17 protein-coding genes are annotated in these 20,619 nt (G+C 72.3%); 9 read left to right on the top strand and 8 right to left on the bottom strand.

The window, feature by feature from the left end; translation table 11 throughout:
- Positions 1 to 12: 12 nt before the first annotated feature.
- Positions 13 to 786, bottom strand: a complete 774-nt coding sequence (locus ACFQ9Z_RS18185) for a cyclase family protein (RefSeq protein ID WP_383018125.1) — start codon at positions 784 to 786, stop codon at positions 13 to 15.
- 581 nt (positions 787 to 1,367) lie between these two features.
- On the opposite strand from ACFQ9Z_RS18185, the gene ACFQ9Z_RS18180 reads away from it, so the two are divergent.
- Complete coding sequence (locus ACFQ9Z_RS18180; RefSeq protein WP_383018122.1) at positions 1,368 to 1,976, top strand: DNA-binding response regulator; 609 nt, start codon at positions 1,368 to 1,370, stop codon at positions 1,974 to 1,976.
- On the opposite strand, the gene ACFQ9Z_RS18175 is transcribed toward ACFQ9Z_RS18180, so the two are convergent.
- Together ACFQ9Z_RS18175 and ACFQ9Z_RS18170 are read right to left on the bottom strand one after the other, a co-directional pair.
- Positions 1,906 to 3,030, bottom strand: a complete 1,125-nt coding sequence (locus ACFQ9Z_RS18175) for a sensor histidine kinase (RefSeq protein WP_383018119.1) — start codon at positions 3,028 to 3,030, stop codon at positions 1,906 to 1,908. The two genes, ACFQ9Z_RS18180 and ACFQ9Z_RS18175, sit on opposite strands and share 71 nt — an antisense overlap.
- 408 nt (positions 3,031 to 3,438) lie before the next feature.
- Positions 3,439 to 3,741, bottom strand: coding sequence for a hypothetical protein (locus ACFQ9Z_RS18170; protein WP_383018116.1), 303 nt, complete (start codon positions 3,739 to 3,741; stop codon positions 3,439 to 3,441).
- A 92-nt stretch (positions 3,742 to 3,833) separates the two neighbouring features.
- Here ACFQ9Z_RS18170 and ACFQ9Z_RS18165 point away from each other — a divergent pair, with 92 nt between their 5' ends.
- Entirely contained in the window at positions 3,834 to 4,643 is an 810-nt protein-coding gene (locus ACFQ9Z_RS18165; protein WP_383018113.1) for a BTAD domain-containing putative transcriptional regulator, read from the top strand.
- A gap of 52 nt (positions 4,644 to 4,695) precedes the next feature.
- On the opposite strand, the gene ACFQ9Z_RS18160 is transcribed toward ACFQ9Z_RS18165, so the two are convergent.
- The 4 genes from ACFQ9Z_RS18160 to ACFQ9Z_RS18145 all read right to left on the bottom strand — a co-directional run bounded on the left by ACFQ9Z_RS18160 (position 4,696) and on the right by ACFQ9Z_RS18145 (position 10,471).
- Positions 4,696 to 5,004, bottom strand: a complete 309-nt coding sequence (locus ACFQ9Z_RS18160) for an antibiotic biosynthesis monooxygenase family protein (protein WP_383018110.1) — start codon at positions 5,002 to 5,004, stop codon at positions 4,696 to 4,698.
- Between the two features lie 113 nt (positions 5,005 to 5,117).
- Positions 5,118 to 5,948 (bottom strand): hypothetical protein, encoded by an 831-nt coding sequence (locus ACFQ9Z_RS18155; RefSeq protein ID WP_383018107.1) that lies wholly within the window; start codon positions 5,946 to 5,948, stop codon positions 5,118 to 5,120.
- Entirely contained in the window at positions 5,945 to 8,962 is a 3,018-nt protein-coding gene (locus tag ACFQ9Z_RS18150; protein WP_383018104.1) for a DEAD/DEAH box helicase, read from the bottom strand. The genes ACFQ9Z_RS18155 and ACFQ9Z_RS18150 overlap by 4 nt, the downstream gene beginning before the upstream one ends.
- Positions 8,963 to 9,199: 237 nt before the next feature.
- A complete protein-coding gene (locus tag ACFQ9Z_RS18145) occupies positions 9,200 to 10,471 on the bottom strand; it encodes a class I SAM-dependent methyltransferase (RefSeq protein WP_383018101.1) in 1,272 nt (423 codons plus the stop codon).
- Positions 10,472 to 10,858: 387 nt separating this feature from the next.
- Between ACFQ9Z_RS18145 and ACFQ9Z_RS18140 the strand changes: the two genes are divergently transcribed.
- From ACFQ9Z_RS18140 to ACFQ9Z_RS18130, 3 genes are all read left to right on the top strand, one after another.
- Complete coding sequence (locus tag ACFQ9Z_RS18140; protein ID WP_383018098.1) at positions 10,859 to 12,382, top strand: MFS transporter; 1,524 nt, start codon at positions 10,859 to 10,861, stop codon at positions 12,380 to 12,382.
- Positions 12,383 to 12,662: 280 nt separating this feature from the next.
- Positions 12,663 to 13,946 carry an activator-dependent family glycosyltransferase gene (locus ACFQ9Z_RS18135; RefSeq protein WP_383018095.1) on the top strand — a complete coding sequence of 428 codons (1,284 nt, stop codon included), beginning with the start codon at positions 12,663 to 12,665 and terminating at the stop codon, positions 13,944 to 13,946.
- A gap of 52 nt (positions 13,947 to 13,998) precedes the next feature.
- A complete protein-coding gene (locus tag ACFQ9Z_RS18130; protein WP_383018092.1) occupies positions 13,999 to 14,295 on the top strand; it encodes a muconolactone Delta-isomerase family protein in 297 nt (98 codons plus the stop codon).
- A 117-nt stretch (positions 14,296 to 14,412) separates the two neighbouring features.
- Here ACFQ9Z_RS18130 and ACFQ9Z_RS18125 read toward each other — a convergent pair whose 3' ends face one another.
- A complete protein-coding gene (locus tag ACFQ9Z_RS18125; RefSeq protein WP_383018089.1) occupies positions 14,413 to 15,939 on the bottom strand; it encodes an FAD-binding protein in 1,527 nt (508 codons plus the stop codon).
- A 621-nt stretch (positions 15,940 to 16,560) separates the two neighbouring features.
- Here ACFQ9Z_RS18125 and ACFQ9Z_RS18120 point away from each other — a divergent pair.
- From ACFQ9Z_RS18120 to ACFQ9Z_RS18105, 4 genes are all read left to right on the top strand, one after another.
- Positions 16,561 to 17,286: an SDR family NAD(P)-dependent oxidoreductase gene (locus ACFQ9Z_RS18120; protein WP_383018462.1), complete on the top strand. Its 726-nt coding sequence runs from the start codon at positions 16,561 to 16,563 to the stop codon at positions 17,284 to 17,286.
- Between the two features lie 25 nt (positions 17,287 to 17,311).
- Positions 17,312 to 17,992 (top strand): dTDP-4-dehydrorhamnose 3,5-epimerase, encoded by a 681-nt coding sequence (gene rfbC / locus ACFQ9Z_RS18115; protein ID WP_383018086.1) that lies wholly within the window; start codon positions 17,312 to 17,314, stop codon positions 17,990 to 17,992.
- 256 nt (positions 17,993 to 18,248) lie between these two features.
- The gene (locus ACFQ9Z_RS18110) at positions 18,249 to 19,448 is read left to right on the top strand and encodes a hypothetical protein (protein WP_383018083.1); all 1,200 of its coding nucleotides are present in this window, start codon (positions 18,249 to 18,251) and stop codon (positions 19,446 to 19,448) included.
- Positions 19,445 to 20,590, top strand: coding sequence for an aromatic ring-hydroxylating dioxygenase subunit alpha (locus ACFQ9Z_RS18105; protein ID WP_383018080.1), 1,146 nt, complete (start codon positions 19,445 to 19,447; stop codon positions 20,588 to 20,590). Before ACFQ9Z_RS18110 ends, ACFQ9Z_RS18105 begins: the two co-directional genes overlap by 4 nt.
- Positions 20,591 to 20,619 lie beyond the last annotated feature (29 nt).

The raw sequence follows: 20,619 nt of genomic DNA, 5'->3' as shown, positions 1-20,619 counted from the left end.
GCCGAGCGTGGTTCACCCCTCCACGAGCGCCACCGCGCGCGCCCAGCCGGCGCCCCCGTTCCTGATCTTCACGGGAAAGCAGCAGACCTGGAAGCCGGTGGACGCGGGCAGGTCCTCCAGGTGGGCCAGCCGCTCGATCTGGCAGTACTCCGTACGGCGTCCGGCGAAGTGCGCCGGCCACAGGACCGACGGGTCGCCGCTCTCCCGGTAGCGCCTGATCATGTCGGGGAAGGGCGCGTCGAGGCTCCAGGCGTCGGTGCCGATGACCCGGACGCCGAAGTCCAGCAGGTACTCGGTGGCGGGCCCGTCGAGACCGGCGAAGTCCGTGAAGTAGCGGGGGGTTCCGGCGTGCTGGGCGGCGCCGGTGCGCAGCAGCACGATGTCCAGGGGCTCGGGCTGGCGTCCGACGCGTTTGATCGCGTCCTGGACCCGGTCGCGGTCGACCACGCCCGTGCCGACGTCGGAGACGTCGAGCAGCATCCCGGGCCGCAGGAACCACTCCAGCGGCATCCGGTCGATGTGCCGGGGTACCCCGTACGAGGCGGTGGACCCGTAGTGCGAGGGCGCGTCGACATGGGTGCCGGTGTGGCTGGTCAGGGTCAGCGTGTCCAGTGACAGCAGTTCGCCGCCTGGCAGTTCGGACGGGTCGAGGTCCAGCCCGAAGTGCCGTTTCATCTCCTCGCTCATGTGACGGGCGCCCTCGGCGGGCGTCATGATGTCGTGCCGGACGGGGTCGGGCTCCCATCCGTCGGCGTCGATCGGTGAGGACAGGTCGATGATGCGCACGGCTGTCTCCGGTCCGGTGGGGTGGCCGGTCCGTCCCGGGTGACGGCCCGTCGTACCCGCCACTGTGCGGCCCGGCCCTCGAACCCGGATCGAGGCCGGCGCGTATCCGTTTGCGGGCGAGGGGAACCAGTCCGCCGGCGTGCTCACGCAGGGCCGGGAGAAGCCGTACGCGACGGGCTGGCGGCACCGCGGGGACGACCGCCGGAACCTCCCGGAACCGGCAACTCCGCGCGGTGCTAATCAAGTTGGACCAATGGACGAACCTTCATGTAATCTGCACGCGAATCATCACGCTGTGTTGCGATCGGCTGGGGGAGGACACGTCGCGGGAACCGGTGCATGGCCCGGGAATACCGTCTCCCGTGACAGACGAACCCTCCTCGTAAAACCTCGGACGGGGTATCCATAAGGACCGTGCCTGACCGACCGTCGGGCAAGGGCCGACCCCGCAGAGAACACCGGCGAAGCAGCAGCGGATATTTCCGCCCGATCCGTCGAATGGACCCGCGGCCCACTCCGGCCGAATTCGCGGACCGGCCGCACGCCCGGTAATCCCGGGTTCTGTCATATAGGGGGAACGCGTGATACGAGTACTGCTCGCGGAGGACGAACACCTGATACGGGGCGCCCTCACGGCCCTGCTGAGCGAGGAGGTCGGAATCGACGTCGTCGCGGACACCGGTACCGGCCGTTCGGTGTTGTCCCTGTCACTTCAGCACCGGCCCGATGTCGTCGTCCTCGACGTGATGCTGCCGGACATGACCGGACTGGAGGTCGCGGAACAACTCCAGGAACGCCTGCCGTCCTGCCGCATTCTGCTGCTCACGAGTCTCGGGATCCCGGGCACCGTCCGCCAGGCGCTGGAACAGCAGGTCGACGGCTACCTGTTGAAGGACGCCCCGCCCGCGGCGCTGGCCGACGCGATCCGCAAGGTCGCGGGCGGCCAGCGGGTCATCGCTCCGGGGCTGATGCTGGCCGCGTGGGAGAGCCGCGCCAACCCGCTCACCCCCCGGGAGACGGAGATCCTGCGCTGGGCCTCCGAAGGGGGCAGTGTGCGGGACGTCGCGGACGCCGCCCGGCTGTCGCCGGGGACCGTCCGCAACCATCTCAGCAGCATCGTCACGAAGCTCGGGGCGCGCAGTCGTCTCGACGCGGTCCGGATAGCCCAGGACGCGGGCTGGCTGCCCTGAGCTGCGGATCCGTGCGGAGCACGGGGCAGGCCACGGTGAGCAGGAACCAGCCGTCGGGGGTCACGGCCGTCGTGCACGACCCCCCGACGGCGCTCGCCCGGCCGGACAGATTGCCCAGCCCGCGCCGCTCCCGCGGCAGCTCCCACCGCTCCCGCGCCGGCACCCGCAGCTCCTCGGGCACGCCGTCGTTGGCCACGCACAGCACGACCTGGCCGTTCCTGCGGCGCACCGTGATACGGCACCGGCCGGCCGTGCTGTGCCGCAGCAGGTTGGTCACCGCCTCCCGCAGGGCCGCCGCGAGCACGTTCTCGACCTCGGCCGCCAGCCGGCAGGACTCCCTGCGGATGGTCACGTCCACGCCCACCGCCCGCAAGGTGGCGCGGGCCAATTTCAGTTCCCCGGACAGCGACAGAGTCTGGATCCCGTGGGCCAGCGACCGCAGATCGGTCAGCGCGTCCCGGGCGAGCTCGACCGCCGTGCGCAGCTCGGCGCGGGCCCGCTCGTCCTGCCCCGTCAGATAGCGTTCGGCCAGCTCACCGCGGAGGGCGGCCATGGTGAGCCGGCTCGCCACCAGATCGTGCAGGTCCCGGGCGATCCGCAGCCGCTCCTGATGAGCGGCGTCGCGCACCGCGGTGTCCCGGGCGTGGTCCAGCCGGCACAGCCGCCAGGCCATCCGCATCAGGGCCGCCACCCCCAGACCCACCGCGGCGGTCACCGCCGTGACGGTCGCCGCCTGGTACTGCGGCAGCCCGCTGCCCAGGGCGACCGGCCACGCGACCGCCACGATCACCGCGAACGACGCGTTCCCGGCCGGGCCGTTGAGCACCGCCTGCGCCGACCCGGCGGCGAACCCGGCCATGGCCGGCCACTCCACTCCCCAGACCAGCACCGGCAGATAGGTGAGAGCCGCCTGCGCCACCACGCCGGCCCACCGCCGGCGTCGTCTCGTCAGGACCGCGCCGTGCAGCGTGTGGAGGACCTGAAGGGCCACCAAGGGGGGCAGCAACACCGCCCAGGCCACCACCGCGGTGGCCGTGGCCCCGGTGTCGAGCATGGCCGAAAGTCCGGCAAGGGCCAGCCCGCACTGCAGGAACACGACGATCAGTACCGGCCACCACGGAACCAAGGCTCCCCTACGCAAGCCCCGCACAACTCTCCCCCGTCCGTTCGTCCTGCTGAGATCAGCGTTACGAGCAATATTGAACGAGTGACCTCCGTTTCTGCCATACGCCCTCTGGCCACATTCGTACGGGCCCTGGACAGCGGTTTCTCGGAGATTTACGCAAACACCGATCGCGGCCCGGTTTCCGGCAGCGCCGACCGGGTATGAGCGAGGCCCTCCGGGACCGTCGTTTACTCCGAATGACGCCGAACTGCCGGTTTGCCGACGCCCGGAGCAGATCACCCCGGGCCTCGGGTGAACTGGTTCACGGAGTCGGTGAAGAACCGGTGGGCCGGTATGTCACGTGGGCCGGAACACGGCCCGGGCCGAAATGAATTCATGGGCCCGCGGCCGTTGGCGTACCACACACGACCGTCCGACGCGCTCCCCGCACGCTCCGTGACGGAGACGGCCGGCGCCGCGGGCGGGGCGGGGGACGCCGGAGGTGTCGCGGACGTCCTGGAGCTGGTTCTCGATCTTCCAGTGCCCGCGGATCCAGCCGGCGATCTGTTCGCCCGTGGCGGTGCCGGGCGGGAGACCGGGGACGAAGTAGAGCCGTTCGACGGTGATCTTCTTCCCCGGGGGCGAGCGTGCACAATTCACGGGGGCATCGGTGCGGCATACCCTTCAGCGCCCGCCGCCGGGATGACAGGCTCCGAGCATCCTGGTCGCGTGACGACACGAAGGGTTCGCACATGCAGATGAAACTCGGTGTCCTCGGTCCGCTCCACGCCCAGCTGGGCGGCGGCTCGATCGTCCCCACGGCGGGCAAGCCCCGGCAGGTCCTCGCGCTCCTGGCCCTTCGCGCTGGGCGCGCCGTGCCCGTGTCCACGCTGATGGAGGAGTTGTGGGGGGACGCCCCGCCCCGCAGCGCCTCGACCACCCTGCAGACCTACGTCCTCCACTTGCGCCGGGCCATAGCCGCCGCATTGCCCGAGGGGTGCGCGCTCTCCCCGAAGGACGTCCTCGACATGTCCTTCGGCGGCTACCGGCTCGCCGCGGTCGTCGAGGAACACGACCTGACCGGCTTCGAGGACCTCGCGCTGCGCGGCGCGACCGCGCTGGAGGCCGGTGACGCCCGGGCCGCCGCCGACCTGCTGGAGCGCGCCCTTGACCTGTGGCGGGGGCTCGCGCTGGAGGACGTACCGCAGGGCACGGTCCTGGAGCTGGAGGCCATCGGGATGGAGGAGTCGCGGATGCAGGTGCTGGAGCAGCGCATCACGGCCGGACTGCGGTTGGGCCGGCACGCGTTGCTCATCCCCGAGCTGCGGGTGCTCACCGCCCGTCATCCGCTCAACGAGAACCTCAGCGCCCAGCTCATGACGGCGTTCCACCGGGCCGGCAGCACCTGGCGGGCGCTGGAGGAGTTCCGCCGGCTGCACCGCAGCGTCGGCGAGGAACTCGGTATCGAGCCCGGTGTCCGGCTCCAGCGGCTGCACCAGGCGATCCTGACCGGCGAACCGGAGGCCGACGAGCTCGGCCTCAGCCCCCTGCTGGCGGGCTGAGGCCGTCATGTGCCGCCGCTGTCCGGCCCCGGGGGGGCCGGACAGCGGTGTGTCATACGTGCGGTCGCTGCGGCTCGGAGCGCTCGAGGGCGCTGACGTACAGCTGGGGATCGCTGGTGCTCAGTGCCCGCAGGTCCCGGGCGTGCGGAGCGAACTCCGGCTGACGCAAGGCCTGTTCGAAGGCCGTGCGGCTCTCCCACTCCGCGACGTTGACGTACTTGCCGGGCTGGTCCGCGTGGCGCAGCAGCCGGTGCCGCAGAAAGCCGGGCTGGGCGCTGAAGAAGAGCGAGGTCCGGTCGAAGACGCGCTCGAACTCGGCGGGGGAGCCGTGCACGTCGAAGCGGTTGACGAAGGTGATCACCAGAGTTGCCTCCTGCCGGGCGGGCTCGAATCCACGACCGCCATCGTGGTCGGCACCGCTCGACAGGGGCTCGAAAGACCGTGGTGGCAAGGCCGATCGAGGGCTGGCCACGTTCAGGAGCCGGAGCCGGAGCCGGACCTTCGTGCTTCCTCGGCCCGCAGGACCTCCCAGGCGTACGCGGCCGCGCGACGGGCGAGCGCGGCGAGGGCCTCCGTGTCACCGGGCTCGCCGGCCGGCGGAGGGCCGAGGCGGCGGATCAGGTGATCCGGTGCGGAGGGAGGCAGCGGGTGCAGGGGGACCTGGGCCAGGTCGCCGCCGGCGAAGAACGCCTCGTCCACGGGAAGCCGGTCGGTCGCGGCCGAGGGCTGGACCGAGGAGCCGCTGCGGGCGGCACGCAGCCGGGCGAGCAGTTCCTCCCGGTTGTGGCCGCGCAGCGCGGGCAGCAGGAACGGGTTGTCGTCCAGGGCGCCGGCGAAGGTGTAGTGCACGGCGGCGCCGTGCACGCACGGATCACCGGTGTCCCGGCACCCGCACCGCGAGGAGAACTCACCGCGGCGCGGGAACAGCGTGAACCCAGCCTTCCCGAACGTCTCGTCGATGTTCTCCGGCATCTGCCCCTGCAACAGGCTCGCCGCATGCTGGATCTGGCCGGCCAGGGCCCGCACCCCCGCCTGCCACTGCTCCTCGGTGAACACCGGAAGGCAGAGCGCCACCTGGTAGGTGCGTCCGCCCTGCTCCACCCGGGCGGTCACCTCGCCCGGCTGGACCTGCAGTCCCTGTACGGCTCCGTTGCGCGCCAGGGAACGTCCCCGCGGCAGCCGGGTGTTGGGGTAGGTGGCCCCCAGTGACTCCAGGGCGCGGATCCAGCGCTTGCTCCACCAGGTCGCGCCGAAGGTCTGCTGTCGGTCGCGGGCGGCCGTGGTGCGGCCGGTGGCCGGGCTCATGCGGTGTCTCCCGAGTCGGCGAGCCGGACCAGCGCTTGCAGCGCGTCGTCGTCCAGCTCGGTCAGCCAGGTCTCGCCGCTGCCGACGACGGAGTCGGCCAGCGAACGCTTGCTCTGCAGCAGGGCGTCGATGCGCTCCTCGAAGGTGTCGGCGGTGACCAGCTTGTGCACCAGGACGGTCTTGGTCTGACCGATCCGGTGCGCGCGGTCCGTGGCCTGGTCCTCGACGGCCGGGTTCCACCACCGGTCGTAGTGCATCACGTGCGAGGCGCGGGTCAGGTTCAGGCCGAAGCCGCCCGCCTTGAGGCTGATCAGCAGCAGCGGCGGAGCGTCGTCGTCCTCCTGGAACGCACGCACCATCCGGTCCCGGTGTTCCGTCGGTGTCCCGCCGTGCAGGAACGGCACCCCCGCCAGGCCGAGCTCGCCCGACAGATGACGGGCCAGCAGATCGCCCATCACCCGGTACTGGGTGAACACCAGCGCCCGTTCACCGGACGCCACGACCTCGCCGAGCATCTCGGTGGCCCGCTCCAGCTTGCCCGAGCGCCCGGCGAGCCGCCCGGCGTCGGTGTCCTCCTCGCCCAGGAACTGGGCCGGGTGGTTGCAGATCTGCTTGAGCCGGGTGAGCAGCCGCAGCACGTTGCCCTGCCGCTGGATGCCGCTGCCCAGTCCGTCGTCCGTGTCGAACGCCTCGTCCACGGCGGCCCGGTACAGCCTGGCCTGCTCCGCGGTCAGGTCGCAGGAGACCGTGGACTCCAGCTTGGCGGGCAGCTCGTCGACGACGGCGCTCTTCATCCGGCGCAGCATGAAGGGCGCCGTGACGGTACGCAGCCGGTCCGCGGACTCCTGGTCGCCGTCCCGTTCGACGGGGACGGCGACCTGCTCCTTGAAGCGGCGGTGCGAGCCGAGCAGGCCCGGGTTGGCGAAGTGCATGATCGACCACAGCTCCGACAGCCGGTTCTCCACGGGCGTGCCGGTCAGCGCCACCCTGGCGTGCGAGGTCAGCCGGAACGCGGCACGCGCGGTCTGCGCGGTGTGGTTCTTGATCTGCTGGGCCTCGTCGAGGACGACCAGGTCCCAGTCGACGGAGGTCAGCAGATCGACGTCCAGGCGCAGCAGCGCGTAGCTGGTCACATGGACGTCCCCGGGGGCGAACTCCTCGGGACGGGTGGCCCGGCGGGGCCCATGGTGCAGCCGAACGGTCAGGTCCGGCGCGAACCGCGCGGCCTCCCGGTGCCAGTTGCTCACCACGGAGGTCGGGCAGACCACGAGCTGCGGCCGCTGCCGGGGCCGGCCGGCCAGCAGAGCGATGGTCTGGAGCGTCTTTCCCAGACCCATGTCGTCGGCGAGCAGGGCGCCGAAGCCCAGCTCGGTCAGCGACTGGAGCCAGGCGATGCCCCGGCGCTGGTAGTCGCGCAACTCGGCGCGCACTCCCGCGAGTCGGGGCTCCTCGTCGGCGAGCGCCGTACGCAGCCGGCTCACCAGGTCGGCGACCGACCCCTCGGCCAGGGCGGGGACGTCGCCGAACTCCTCCGTACGGTGGCGTCCGCACAGCGCGACCGACAGGGCCTCCGCGGTGGACAGCCGCCCGGTCCGCCCCACCAGGGAGGCGAGTTCGGCCACACGCTCGGTGTCGACCCGCACCCAGACATCGCGCCACAGGGCGAACGGCTCACCGCGCGCCGCCAGTTCGGTCACCTCCTCCGAGGTGAGGACCTCGTCGCCCACCACCGCCTCCCAGCGGTAGGTGACGGTCCGGTGCCGGGCCCCGGCGGTGTCCGTCACATCGGCCCGCCGGCCGCCGCGCCGGGATCCGACCCGCAGCCGCGGCCCGAGCACCCGGGCACCGTCCTCCAGCTCCCGCGGGACCACCACCCCGATGCCCGCGTTGCGCAGGTCGTTGCCCGCGTCGCCGAAGAGGGCCGCGGCATCGAACGGGGTGAGCCGTGCCTGGACGGGCCGGGCCTCGCCCAGGCAGGCCGCGAGGGGCCGGAACCAGCGCGCGGCCACGCCGAGCGAGGCGGTCAGCGTCTCCTGCGGGTTGTCCAGGAGGCGGCTGCCGAGCGGGATCGCGGAGGCGTGGCTGCGCCACACCCGCTGCGCGGGCAGCAGCAGACCGGGCTCGTCCGCCGCCTGGAGATGGAAGTCCAGCGGCCAGGGCGCGTCGGGCCCGGCGGGCAGCCCCAGCCGCAGGCACAGCCGGGCCGGAACGCGCTCACCCGATGCGGCCGCCGCCCAGCGCTCCACGTCGTCCACGGCGGGCAGCCGCTCGTGCACCACCTCGGCCCGTTCCCCGGCCAGCGCGCCGAGCCAGGCCCGCGACCAGGCCGCGGGGGAGGCGTCGGCCGTTCCGGGAGGCCGGGACACGCCGGATCCTTCCGTGCGTCCACGGAGCCGTCGGGCGGGTTCGGCCGGCTCCGCGGCCGGGTCCGGGGCCGAGGCGGACGCACGGACGCACAGGTCGGCCACCGCGTCGCAGAACGCCTCCAGCAGGGCCTGCGCCGACCAGAGCCGCGCTCCGTCGGGTTCCGCGTCCACGGTGATCGCAGTGTCCAGGGTGACCCCGGTGTCCACGCGCAGGGCGTGCGCGGCGGCCGGCAGGGCCTCGGCGAGCGCGTCCAGGCGGGGGTCACCGCCGGGGTCGACGTGCCAGTGCGCCAGGTGCCGGCCGTCCAGCCCGGCACGCAGCAGGGGTACGGCGTGCCCGGCGACGACGTGCTCCAGCGCCCAGCGGGCGGCGACGGACCAGGCGTACACCGACCGGTCGAGCCGGACGGTCCCCTGCGGACCCGGGGCGCCGCCGCCACCGTCGTCGGCGTCGACGCCCGCCGGTGCCAGACCGGCCAGCGCGCGCAGCACCTCGCCCAGCGGCACCAGCAGCGCGGGCATCTCCGCCCGGACCAGACGGCCACCGCCGGGCACCACCGTGGGCAGCGAGGCGACCTCGGAGGTGCCGTCGCTCAGGCCCGCGCCCTTCGCGTCCGTCGCCGGGTCGGGCGTACCCCAGAAAGCCATACGCCCCCGTCCGGGCATCTCCGGATCCGGCACGAAGGTCGCCTGCAAAAGGCCGGGAAATCCGGGAGTTTCTGATGCTTCCATCCGGTGTCCTGTCTGTGGGAATGCTGGAGGCCGACGGGCCTGCGTGCGGTGGGCCGGGTCGTGCACGGGATTCCAGGATAAACACGCCGGGAGGGCGCACGGCATGACGGAACCGCCGCCGAAAACATTCCGGGGGCGGTTCCGTGGCCGAAATTATTCGCTCCGTTCGGGGGCGGTGTACCAACTGCGCGGATCGACATCGCGCGGAACCCAGGCGGGAGCTCCCTGCTCGGTGTTCACGCTTTTCTCCACGACCACCAGATTGTGGTGGACGTGTACCGCGCCGATGCCGCGTTCCCAGCGGGCGGCGGGGGAGACGGGCCCGTCCTGCGCCGGGGTGCGCTCCTGGTGGTTGAGGCCGTCGAGGAGGGCCTTCACGAACCCCATGGAGGTGGTGGGGTCGTTCAGGTCGCGGTCGTTGCCGCCCCAGCCCGTCCAGTACGCGGTCTGGGTGTCCTCGACGACGTACAGACCGCCGGGCCGCAGATGCGGGAAGAGGGCCTCGAAGGAGGTCAGCACATGCTCGTTGAGGTGGCTGCCGTCGTCGATGACGATGTCGAACGGCCCCCGCTCGGCGGCCAGCCCGGCCAGGTACGCGGGGTCCGACTGGTCGCCGCGCAGCGGGAACAGCCGGGGCTCGGCGATGCCGCGCTTCTCGTAGACGTCCAGGCCGTGGACCAGGCCGCGCGGGAAGTAGTGCTTCCACATGCGCAGTGAGGCACCGCCCTGATCGGGATCGTCGTAGCCGCCGATGCCGATCTCCAGGAGGTTGACGACGCCGTCCCGCAGCGGGGCGAAATAGCGGTCGTAGTGCGGGGTGTACCAGTGTCCGCCCCACTTGTCGGAGCGGAAGCGCACGGCCAGTTCGTTCAGCGAGCGGTGCGGCCGGGCGAGCGCGCCGGCCAGCTGGTGCAGGGCCGTCACGGCGGCCGCCCGCTCGGCGTGCTCGGGGTCGGCCGGGTCGAGCACCGGCCGGTCCGGCTCGGTGATGTGCAGCTCGCGGGTGGCGTCGTGCCGGCCCGGCGCCCCGTACACGGCTCGCAGGAACTCCGGCAGGTCCTGGGCGAGGCGCGCCCGTGCCGCCTCGGCCGGGCCCGGCGTCACCTTGTGGGCGCCGCCGCCCAGGGTGACCGTGTACGCCGACTGCTCCTCGCCCAGCCGCAGCCGTACCTCCACCGCCGTCGCGACCGGCGGCTCGGGGAAGAGACGCGCCCGGTCGACGGTCTCGCGCAGCAGCGCCCGGGCGCAGCGGTCCGGGCCCAGGTCGGCGAGGCCCGCGGCGATCTCGGCGTCGGAGCGGTCGGCGAGCCGGATGAGGGCGGTCTCCAGGGCCGTCTGCGGGGTCGTCTCGGGGGTCGTCTCCGGGGCCGCCCCGGGTGAGGTGCCCCCGGGGTTCTCGAGCGTGGTTCGGGCGTCCGTCGGCACGGGTGCTCCTTCGTGGTCCGGGTGGTGGGCCCCGCCGTGGGGCCGGCGGTGACGCTAGACGGGCCGGCTCGAACGCGGCTCGACCGAAAAGATCCAGCCGTTTTGTCCGTTTTCCCGGCCGGGTGTCCCGGAGCAGAAGTCCGGAAAAAGTCAAGTCCGGTCTCCGGGAGTGGGTCGCCGGAGAAAAGTCAAGTCGACCCCTTTCGGAGAGTCGGTAGTTCCAGAAAGTCAAGTCGAGAAGTAAAAGCCATTCCGGGAGCAGAATTCCCGATGACTGTCAAATCCAGAATTTTTTCGAGGCCATGTGAAATGAATTCAGATGTGGTGTACGGTCGCTGCGATCCGCTCGCCACAAGGCGTGTACTGCAACCAGTAAAGGGAGGCGGCGTGTCATCCAATTCGGCGTCCGCGCAGACCGGGGTACCTTCGTCCGTGCCCACGGCTCGACTGGCGGGACGCACCGGAATCGCCCTGACGATCATCGTGGTCTGCCAGCTCATGATCGTGCTGGACATGATGATCGTCCAGATCGCCCTGCCCGACATGAAGTCCAGCCTCGGGCTGTCCACCGCCAGCATGTCCTGGGTGATCAACGCCTACACCCTCGCCTTCGGCGGGCTGCTGCTGCTCGGCGGCCGGGCCGGTGACATCCTCGGCCGGCGCCGGGTGTTCCTGATCGGCGTCGCGGTGTTCACCCTCGCCTCGTTCGCCGGCGGGCTGGCCACCGAGGACTGGCAGTTGCTCGCGGCCCGCGCGGTGCAGGGGGCGGGCGGCGCGATGGCCGCGCCCAACACCCTCGCCCTGATCATGTCGATCTTCGAAGAGGGCCCCAAGCGGACCCGCGCCATCGCGATGTACTCGGTGGTCGGCGGATCCGGCGCGGCGATCGGCCTGATCCTCGGCGGTGTGCTGACCGACTTCGCCTCCTGGCGCTGGGTCATGTTCGTCAACGTGCCCATCGGCGTGGCCGTCTTCCTGCTCACACCGCTGTTCATCAGCGAGACCGGGAAACACTCCGGACGCTTCGACCTGGCCGGCGCCCTCACCTCCACGGCGGGCATGGTCGCCCTCGTCTACGGCGTCACACACGCCTCCGAGAGCGGCTGGACGGACACCTCCACATTGGTGGCCTTCGCCCTGGCCGTCGTCCTGCTGCCGTCGTTCGTGGCGATCGAGCGCACCGCGCGCCAGCCGGTCGTCAGCCTCAAGCTGTTCCTCGACCGCACCCGGGCGAGTTCCTACATCGCCATGCTGCTCATCCAGGGCAGCATGATCGGGATGCTGTTCTTCCTCTCCCAGTACGTGCAGCAGATCTTCGACTACAGCCCGCTGACCGCTGGCCTGTGCTTCCTGCCGGTGGCCGCGGTCCTCGTCCCCGTGGCGGGCATGGTCACCAAGCTCGTCGCCCAGGTCGGCAGCAAGGTGCTGGTGATCGCCGGTGCCGTGCTGCTCACCGGCGCCAACTGGTGGCTGTCCCGGCTCGACGAGGGCAGCAGCTACTGGGCCGACCTGCTGCCTCCGATGCTGATCTTCGGCGTCGGTATGGCGCTCGCCACCATTCCGCCCACCATGCTTGCACTGTCCGGGGTGGCGCCCGAGGAGTCGGGCTCGGCCTCCAGCGTGCTCAACGCCATCCAGCAGGTGGGCGGTTCGCTCGGGCTCGCCGTCCTGGTCACCGTCTTCACCGAGGGCGGCCGGCGGGCGGCGGACGACGTCACACCCGGGCAGGACCCGTCCAGCCTCTCCGACCGCATCCTGGTCGGCAGCGTCGAGTGGGGCTTCGTCGCGGCGACCTGCTTCGCGGCGGCGACCATCGTGGTCGCCCTGTTCTTCCTGTCCCGCCGACAGGAACAGGAGCGCGCCGCGGGCGCGCCCGAGCAGGCGCCCGGCGCGGCGAGCGTCCACGTGTGACCGGCCCGTCTCCGCGCTACATCCCCCGGGCGCGGAGGCGGGCTGCAGGGTCGGTGGGGTGTCGACAACACCCCACCGACCCTTCGCATGCAGGTCTTCCGCCGCGCAGGCCACGGGATCCGCGTCGTGCATGCCCCCGGCTCGGCGCCGCGCGCGTCGCCCGGCTCGACTCCGTGCCCTCCACAGGCCGTCCGCGCCGCGCACGCCACAGGCTCCACCTGCGCTCAAGTCCCCACGGCCAGCCTGGACATGTCCCGCACCCCAGGCGAAGAGGGAGCCGATGCGTGTTCTGATCACCGTGCCGCCACTCGATGCCCATTTCAACGGCTCCGTCCCCCTGGCCTGGGCCCTGCGCACGGCAGGCCACGAGGTTCGCGTGGCCGCACAGCCGCCCCTGACCGCCGGCATCACCTCCGCCGGCCTCACCGCCGTACCGGTCGGCGACGACCCGGGCCTGGCCGCCGTCATGGCCCGCAAGGGCCCGCGGATCTACGCCCACCACGAGGGCCGGGACCTGCGCCGGGCCGCCACCGCCCCCGACGGCCCGGAGTTCCTGCGGACCAGCAGCGCCCTGCTCACCGACGCCTTCTACTCCCGTATCGGCAGCGAGGAGACCGTCGACGACATGGTCGCCTTCTGCCGCGCATGGCGGCCCGACCTCGTCGTGTGGGAGACGTTCACCTTCGCCGGAGCGATCGCCGCACACGTCACCGGCACCCCGCACGCCCGGCTGCTGTGGGGCCCCGACCTGTTCGCGTTCATGCGCGATGCCCTCCTCGACCACCACCGGCGCGCCGGAGTGGACGCGGGCAGCACTCCCGGCGCCGATCCCCTGCGGGACTGGATCACCGGCCAACTCGCCCGCTTCGGCGGGGAGTTCACGGAGGACGTCGTCCGCGGACTGTGGCGGATCGACCAGATGCCCGAAGAACTGCGCCTGGCTCCCGGCCAGCACACCGTCCCCCTGCGGTACGTGCCCTACAACGGACCGCTCCCCGCCGTCGTACCGCCCTGGCTGCGGCACGACCCCGACCGGCCGCGGGTCTGCCTGACCAAGGGGTTCAGCGTGCGCACCATCGACTCGCCCGACGGGCGCGCGGTGACCACGGACGACTTCTTCGACGCCGTCGCCGATCTCGACGCGGAGGTCGTCGCCCTCCTCGACGAGACCGACCGGGCGGCGCTGACCACCGTGCCCGCCAACACCCGCGTCGTCGACTTCACCCCGCTGCACGTGCTGCTGCCCACCTGCGCGGCGATCGTGCACCACGGCGGCGCCGGCACCTGGTCCACCGCGGCCGTCCACGGAGTACCCCAGCTGCTCCTGGCATCCATGTGGGACAACGTCTTCCGGGCCGTACGGACGGAGGAACTCGGCGCCGGCCTGTTCCTGCCGCCGGCTGAGCTGACCCCCGCGGCCCTGCGCGGCGCGCTGGAGCGTCTGCTGAAGGAGCCGTCCTTCGCGGACGGCGCCGACCACCTCCGCCAGGCGATGACGTCCCAGCCCGGCCCCCACACGGTCGTCACGGAGCTGGAACGGCTCGCCGTACAGCCGGCGGCCTGAACCAAGTCCCCCTGCGCCACACCGCCTACCCCTCCGAGGAGAGACAACCGCCATGCCACTGTTCGCCGTTCTGGCCACGCAGTCCCCGCGGGGCATCAGCGGAGACGAGTTCCGCACCCGGCTGCCCGAGGGTTTCGCCTACACCAAGGCCCTGGTGGACAAGGGCGTCATCAAGCACAACTGGGTCCGCGTGGGCGCGGCGGGCGGCCTGCTCATCTACGACGTCGAGTCGCACGAGGAACTCCTCGGCCACCTCTACGACAACCCGATGAGCCCCCACCTCACCTTCGAGGTGATCCCGCTCGCCCAGGCGGGCGCCTTCGACTCCACGCGCTACACGGAGAACTGAGCAGCTCACATCCCACGGCCGTCGGAGCCGAGCGGCCCGTCGGAGCCGAGCGGCCCGTCCGAACAGGGGGGCGGGGAGACCCCACGCCCCCCCCGCGCGGCTCCCTGCTTGCCCGCCCTACTCGCTCGCCGGCGGCTCCACCGACAAGGCGTGCCGGAAGACCCCCTTGGGGTCCCAGCTCGCCTTCACCCGCCGCAGCCGCGGGTAGTTGTCCTTGTAGTAGAGGGTGGACCAGGGCACGCCGGAGGTGTTCCACTGCGGGTCGGCGAGGTCGGTGTCGGGGTAGTTGACGTAAGCGCCGTCGCTCACCTCGTCCGGTACGGGCACCCCACCGCTGTGCGCGTAGACCTCCCGGTACAGCCCCCGGATCCACGCCAGATGCCCGGCGTCCTCCTCCGGCTCCCGCCACAGCGTCACGTACAGCGCCTTGAGCACGGCGTCGCGCTGGGCCGTGGCGGTGGTGCCGGGAGCCACGGCGCTGACCGCGCCGCCGTACGACATGAACAGCACGCCGGCGCCGGGATTGGTGTACCGCTCGTCCGTCAGACCCCGGTACAGCGCGTCGAGCTGTCCGTCCGTGTACCCCTTGCGGAGGTAGGCGGCCTTGCCCTTCGAGCGCATGCCGGTGACGGTGTCGGGCAGGGTGGGCTGCAGCATCGACTCCAGCCAGGGCCTGGCGCGCACGGTGTGCGCCGGGCGCAGTCCCACCCCCTCGTCGAGAGCGTCCACGTACGCCGCCAGCAGGCGTTCGGCGTCCGGGACCGTGGCGTCCATCTGGGTGCTCATCACCAGCACCCCCGAGGCCGGGTGCATCACGCCGAGCACGCTGAACAGGGACGCGTAGGGGGAGTCGGCGGCGCTGTTGCGCTCGTGCCACTCGGCGTGGTTGCGCACCAGCCGGCGGAACCGCTCGGCGGTCATGCCCTCCCACGACCAGGTCACCAGGCTGTCCAGCACCGCCGACGGGGGGTGCGGCAGCAGGCCCGCTGGGTCGCTTCCGGTCGCGCCGGCGGTCCGCAGCCAGTACCGCGTCACCACGCCGAACGTACCGCCGCCCCCACCGGTGTGTGCCCACCACAGGTCGCCGAGTTCGCCTTCGTCGTCCCGGGACGCCACCACCAGCCGGGCCCGGCCCGCCGCGTCGACCACGACGACCTCGACCGCGTACAGATGGTCCACGACGCAGCCGTGCAGCCGGGTCAGCGGACCGTACCCGCCGCCGGCGAAGTGACCGCCCGCCGCGACCGTCGGGCACGAGCCACCGGGAACCGTCACGCCCCACCCCTTGTACAGCGTGCGGTAGACGTCGCCCAGATGGGCCCCGGGCTCCACCGCGAAGGCGCGCATGCCGGGGTCGTAGTACACCTGCCGCATCTCGGACATGTCGAGGAGGAAGGCGGTGTCGGGCCCGTCCACCAGGTCCTCCAGGCAGTGCCCGCCGCTGCGGACCGCGAGCCGCAGCCCCGCGTCGATGGCGTCCTGCACCGCCTCGACGGTCTGCTCGGCCGACCCGACGATCCGTATCTGGCCCGGGCTGCCGGTGAACCGGTGGTTGACGCCCCTGATCAGGTCCCGGTACCGCGGATCGGCCGGCGTGACCCGGACCGGTCCCAGCGGCGGCCGATGACGCGCGCCGTCGGTCATCTCGTACCTCTTCTCGCTCCTACGGCCCTCCGGGCCGGGCGGACTGCTGCGCGGCCACCCCACACGCCCGCCCTCGAACCCGACTCGAGACGTCCCCCGCGGTCCTGGGGCCCGTCCGGCGGATCACGCCGCGGACGCGGGGCTCGGCACGCCCCTCTGCGGTGTCGTCGTCGGTTGCCGACTCCCTCAGGCTCGGCTGCTCCCGCACGCTCGGCTGCTCCCGCACGCTCGGCTGCTCCGCCCCACTCTCGGCTTCGCCCGAGCGGCAAGGGCCCAGGCGCGGGGGACCCCACCGCGTCGACATCCTCCGCCGCCTTGCGGCTCGACGTTCCCCCCACGCTCGAAGACGCTCGCGCGGGGGCCGCATCGCCCCGGCTCACCTGCGCTGATGAGACGCCGTAGCTTTCCTCCGACCTGAACGCCGGAGAGGCCCTAGCCGGGTTCGAGCGCCCCCTCGTACGGTCCCGGGCCGTGACCGACTACAGCCACGACGCCGACTCACCCAACCCCTCCGCCCACTCACCCACCGCTCCCTCCTCCTCCCACTCACCCACCGCCGCCGCCCCCTCGGCGCAGGCACCCACCACCCCCGCCGAGTCCCCGTCCGACCGGGTCGTCGTCGTGACCGGTGGGGGGACCGGCATCGGTCGAGCCGTCGCCCACCGGTTCGCCGAGGAAGGTGCCCGGGTCCTCGTCGTGGGCCGGACCCCGGGCACGCTGGAGGAGACCGCGGGCCATCACCCCGGCATCCGCGCACTCCCCGCCGACATCACCGCGCCCGACGGCCCGGACACCGTCGTCTCGGCCGCGCTGGAAAGCTTCGGCCGGATCGACGTCCTGGTGAACAACGCCGCCCTCGGCATCGCGGGCACCCTGGACACCCTGGACCCCGCCGACCTGGACGCCCAGCTCGCGACGAACCTCCGGGCCCCGATGCTGCTGACCCGCCGCGCGCTCGCCGCCCTGGAGAAGAGCTCCGGCACGGTCGTCAACCTCAGCACGGCCGGCTCGCTCGGCCGCCGGGCCTGGCCGGGCATGTCGGTCTACGGCGCCACCAAGACCGCGCTGGACTTCCTGACCCGGACCTGGGCGGTGGAACTCGCCCCCCGCGGGATCCGGGTGGTGGGACTGGCACCCGGTGTCATCGACACCGGCATGGCGACCCGCAACGGCGCGAGCGAGGAGCAGTACGCGGCCTTCCTCGACGGCATCCGCTCCCGCGTCCCGGCCGGACGCGTCGGCAGCCCCGAGGAGATCGCCTGGTGGGTGGCCCGGCTCGCCGACCCGCTCGCCGGCTACGCCCACGGCACCGTCCTCGCCGTCGACGGCGCCCTGTCCCTGCAGTGATCCTCCGGAAGGGAGACCACCTCCGATGCGCGCACTTGGTATCGAAGGGGCCTGGACTCATGAGCCGCGGACCTTCGGGGACGCCCGGGGAACATTCCTCGAGTGGTTCCGCCCGGACGAACTGGGGACCGCCACCGGGCGGTCCATGCCGGTCGCCCAGGCCAACCAGTCGGTGTCCCGCCGCGGCGTCGTACGCGGCGTGCACTACAGCGCCGTACCGCCGGGTCAGGCCAAGTACGTCAGCTGCGTGCGTGGTTCCGTCCTCGACGTGATCGTCGACCTGCGCACCGGTTCCCCCACCTTCGGCCGCTGGGAGGCCGTGCCCCTGGACGACCGCGGCCACCGCGCGGTGTTCCTCACGGAGGGCCTCGGCCACGGCTTCGCCGCACTCTCCGAGGAGGCGACCGTGGTCTACCTGTGTTCCACGCGCTACGACCCCGAGCGCGAGCACGGCATCGACCCGTTCGACACCGAACTCGGCATCGAATGGCCCGCCTTCGCCGAAACGGTCCTGTCCGACCGGGACCGCCGGGCACCCTCCCTCGCCGAGGCCCGGTCCCGCGGCCTGCTTCCCCGGTACGGGCCACCTCCCGCACCCCAGCCACCGCCCGCACCTCCCAGGACTCCCGCACCCGCCACCCTCCTCGCCCCTGTCTCCCAGTCCCTCTCCCGACCTCCTTCGCCCGCACGGGAGTCGACGTCGTGAAAGTCCTCGTCCTGGCCGGCGGCACCGGGTGGCCGCGGGCCTGACCCCGTTCGGCCCCTGGCGTACGGCGCTGGCCCGGACGCTGCCCGCGTCGGCCGCCCGCGCCGTGGCCGCCACGGCGCACCCGAGTGGACCTTGACCTCCCTTCGAGCCGCGGCACCTACGTTCCGGACGACGCACCGGTGCCGGACGGACGCCCACCCGCTCCGCCCCACCCACGCCGCTCCACCCGACTTCCGAGGAAGGTAACCCCCTGATGACTCCGGACAGCCTTGTCGAGCGACTCGTCCTGTGCGGAACAGCGCCCGACTCCGAGATCGCCCTCCTCGCGAAGGAGGCGGGGCTCCAGCGCCTGACCGGCGCCCTCGTGGACGAGGTGCTGTTCCGCTGCGAGCAGCCCGTGAACACCACCCCCGTCGACATCGCGCTGGAGGTGACCCACGAGCAGGAACTGCGCCGCACGGTGCTGCGCATGGCGGCCGGCGAACCGATCCGGGTCCTGGACGCCGACGACCCCACAGCCGTGATCCGCCGTCACTTCCGGTTCTCCCTGACCGACCTGGTCCGCCGCCTCTACGGGCCCCTCCAGCAGCCCCACAGCCGCGACTTCACCGACGTCTTCCTGCCTGAGCGGCCGGCCGACCTGACGGAGCTGCCGGAGATCCTGCAGGCCACGCACCAGGCGGGCGGCACCCTGCTGTCCGGCTGCACGAGCGACGCCCCCGGTCTGGGCGCCCTGTCCGTGGCGTACGGCTCCGACAAGTGGGCCAGCTTCCACTGGTACACCCAGCACTACGAGCACCACTTCGCCCGCTACCGGGACCGGCCGGTGCGGATCCTGGAGATCGGCATCGGCGGCTACGCGGGCGACCTGGGCGGGCCGTCGCTGAAAATGTGGAAGCGGTACTTCCACCGCGGGCTCGTCTTCGGCCTCGACCTGTTCGACAAGTCCGCGCTGAACCAGCCCCGGCTCACCGCCCTCACCGGCGACCAGGGCGACGCCGCCGGGCTGCGCGAACTCGCCGAGCGGTACGGCCCGTTCGACATCGTCATCGACGACGGAAGCCACGAGAACGAGCACGTGCGGATCTCCTTCGACGCGCTCTTCCCGTACGTACGCCCCGGCGGCCTGTACGTCATCGAGGACCTCCAGACCGCGTACTGGCCGCGGTTCGGCGGCACCGCCGGCGCCGAGACCGCGCCCGACACCTCGGTCGGCCTGCTCAAGCGGCTCCTGGACGATCTGCACCACGCGGAGTACGACCCCAAGCCCGACACACCCCGCACGGCCACCCAGGAACAGGTGATCGGCGTGCACACGTACCACAACATCGCCTTCGTCGAGAAGGGCGTCAACGGCGAGAGCAGCATCCCGGCCTGGATGGACGACGAGGCGTGGAAGGCGCTCGGCGCCATCACCCCGGAGGAGGGCCGGGAGCTGGGGGCGTCGCGATGACGACCCTCACCGGCCCCACGGCCGACGTCGACGCCGTACTCGCCGTCCTGCGGGAGTACCTCTCCCCGACCCCGCCCCAGCTGAGCCTGCCGCCCGGCGCCTTCGCCTCCGCCGAGCTGTACGCGCTGGAGCGCGAGAGGATCTTCCGCCGCGGCTGGATCCTGGTCGCCCACACCGACCAGCTGGCCACCCCGGGCGACTACCTGGCCCTGGACATCGCCGGCGAACCGGTGCTGCTCACACGGGGACACGACGGCCTGCCGCACGCGGTGTCCCCGGTGTGCCGGCACCGCCTGATGCCCCTGGTGGAGCCGGGTGAGGGCCACACCAGGGACCTGACCTGCCCTTACCACCTTTGGCGCTACGACCTCGACGGGCGGCTGATCGCCGCCACCCACATGCGCGGCAACACGGCCTTCGACCCGGCCGCCTGCCGCCTGCCCGGCTTCACCGTCGAGGTGTGGCACGGCTTCGTGTTCGTCAACCTGGACGCCGACGCGGAGCCGCTCGCCCCGCATCTGTCCGTAGTCGAGGAGGAGATGACCAACTACCGCCTCGACGACATGACCCAGGTGTACGCCTGGACGGAGGACTGGCACTGCAACTGGAAGGTGGCGGTCGAGAACACGCACGAGAACTACCACGCCATCGGCTTCCACCCCGAGACGGTCCGGCCCCTGATGACGGGCGGCATCGACATGGACGTCCACGTCGACGGCCCCCTCGTCACCCGCCTCCTGACGCCGGCGGGCCAGCCGATGGACCCGGGCGTGCTGCCCCTGACGTCCGAGGAACGCAAGGTCCTCTACAGCTTCCGGGCCTTCCCGTGCGCGAGTGTCGCCACCTTCGGCGAGACGATCGCCTGGCTGAGCTTCATCCCGGTCGCCGCGGACCGCACCCTCGTCCGCGGCGGCGCGCTGATGCCCCGCGCCCTCGTGGACCAGGTCGGCCCCGAGACCCTCCGCCCGCCGCTGGAGGAGTTCACCGTCCGCGTGAACGAGGAGGACCGGCAGGGCCTGGAAGCCGTCCAGCGCGCGGTGTCCTCACGCTACGCGGAACGCGGCCACCTCAGCCCGAAGGAGCCCGGCGTCCTGGCCTTCTACCGCTCCCTGGCGCGGGCCCTGACGGACGACACGGACTGAGCACCCAGACCGGGCGCGGCGAACACGCG

Source organism: Streptomyces sp. NPDC056580, from assembly GCF_042793175.1.
GTDB lineage: Bacteria > Actinomycetota > Actinomycetes > Streptomycetales > Streptomycetaceae > Streptomyces.
The sequence above is the reverse complement of the archived record's forward strand: the minus strand, read 5'-3'. Positions and strand labels throughout refer to the sequence as shown.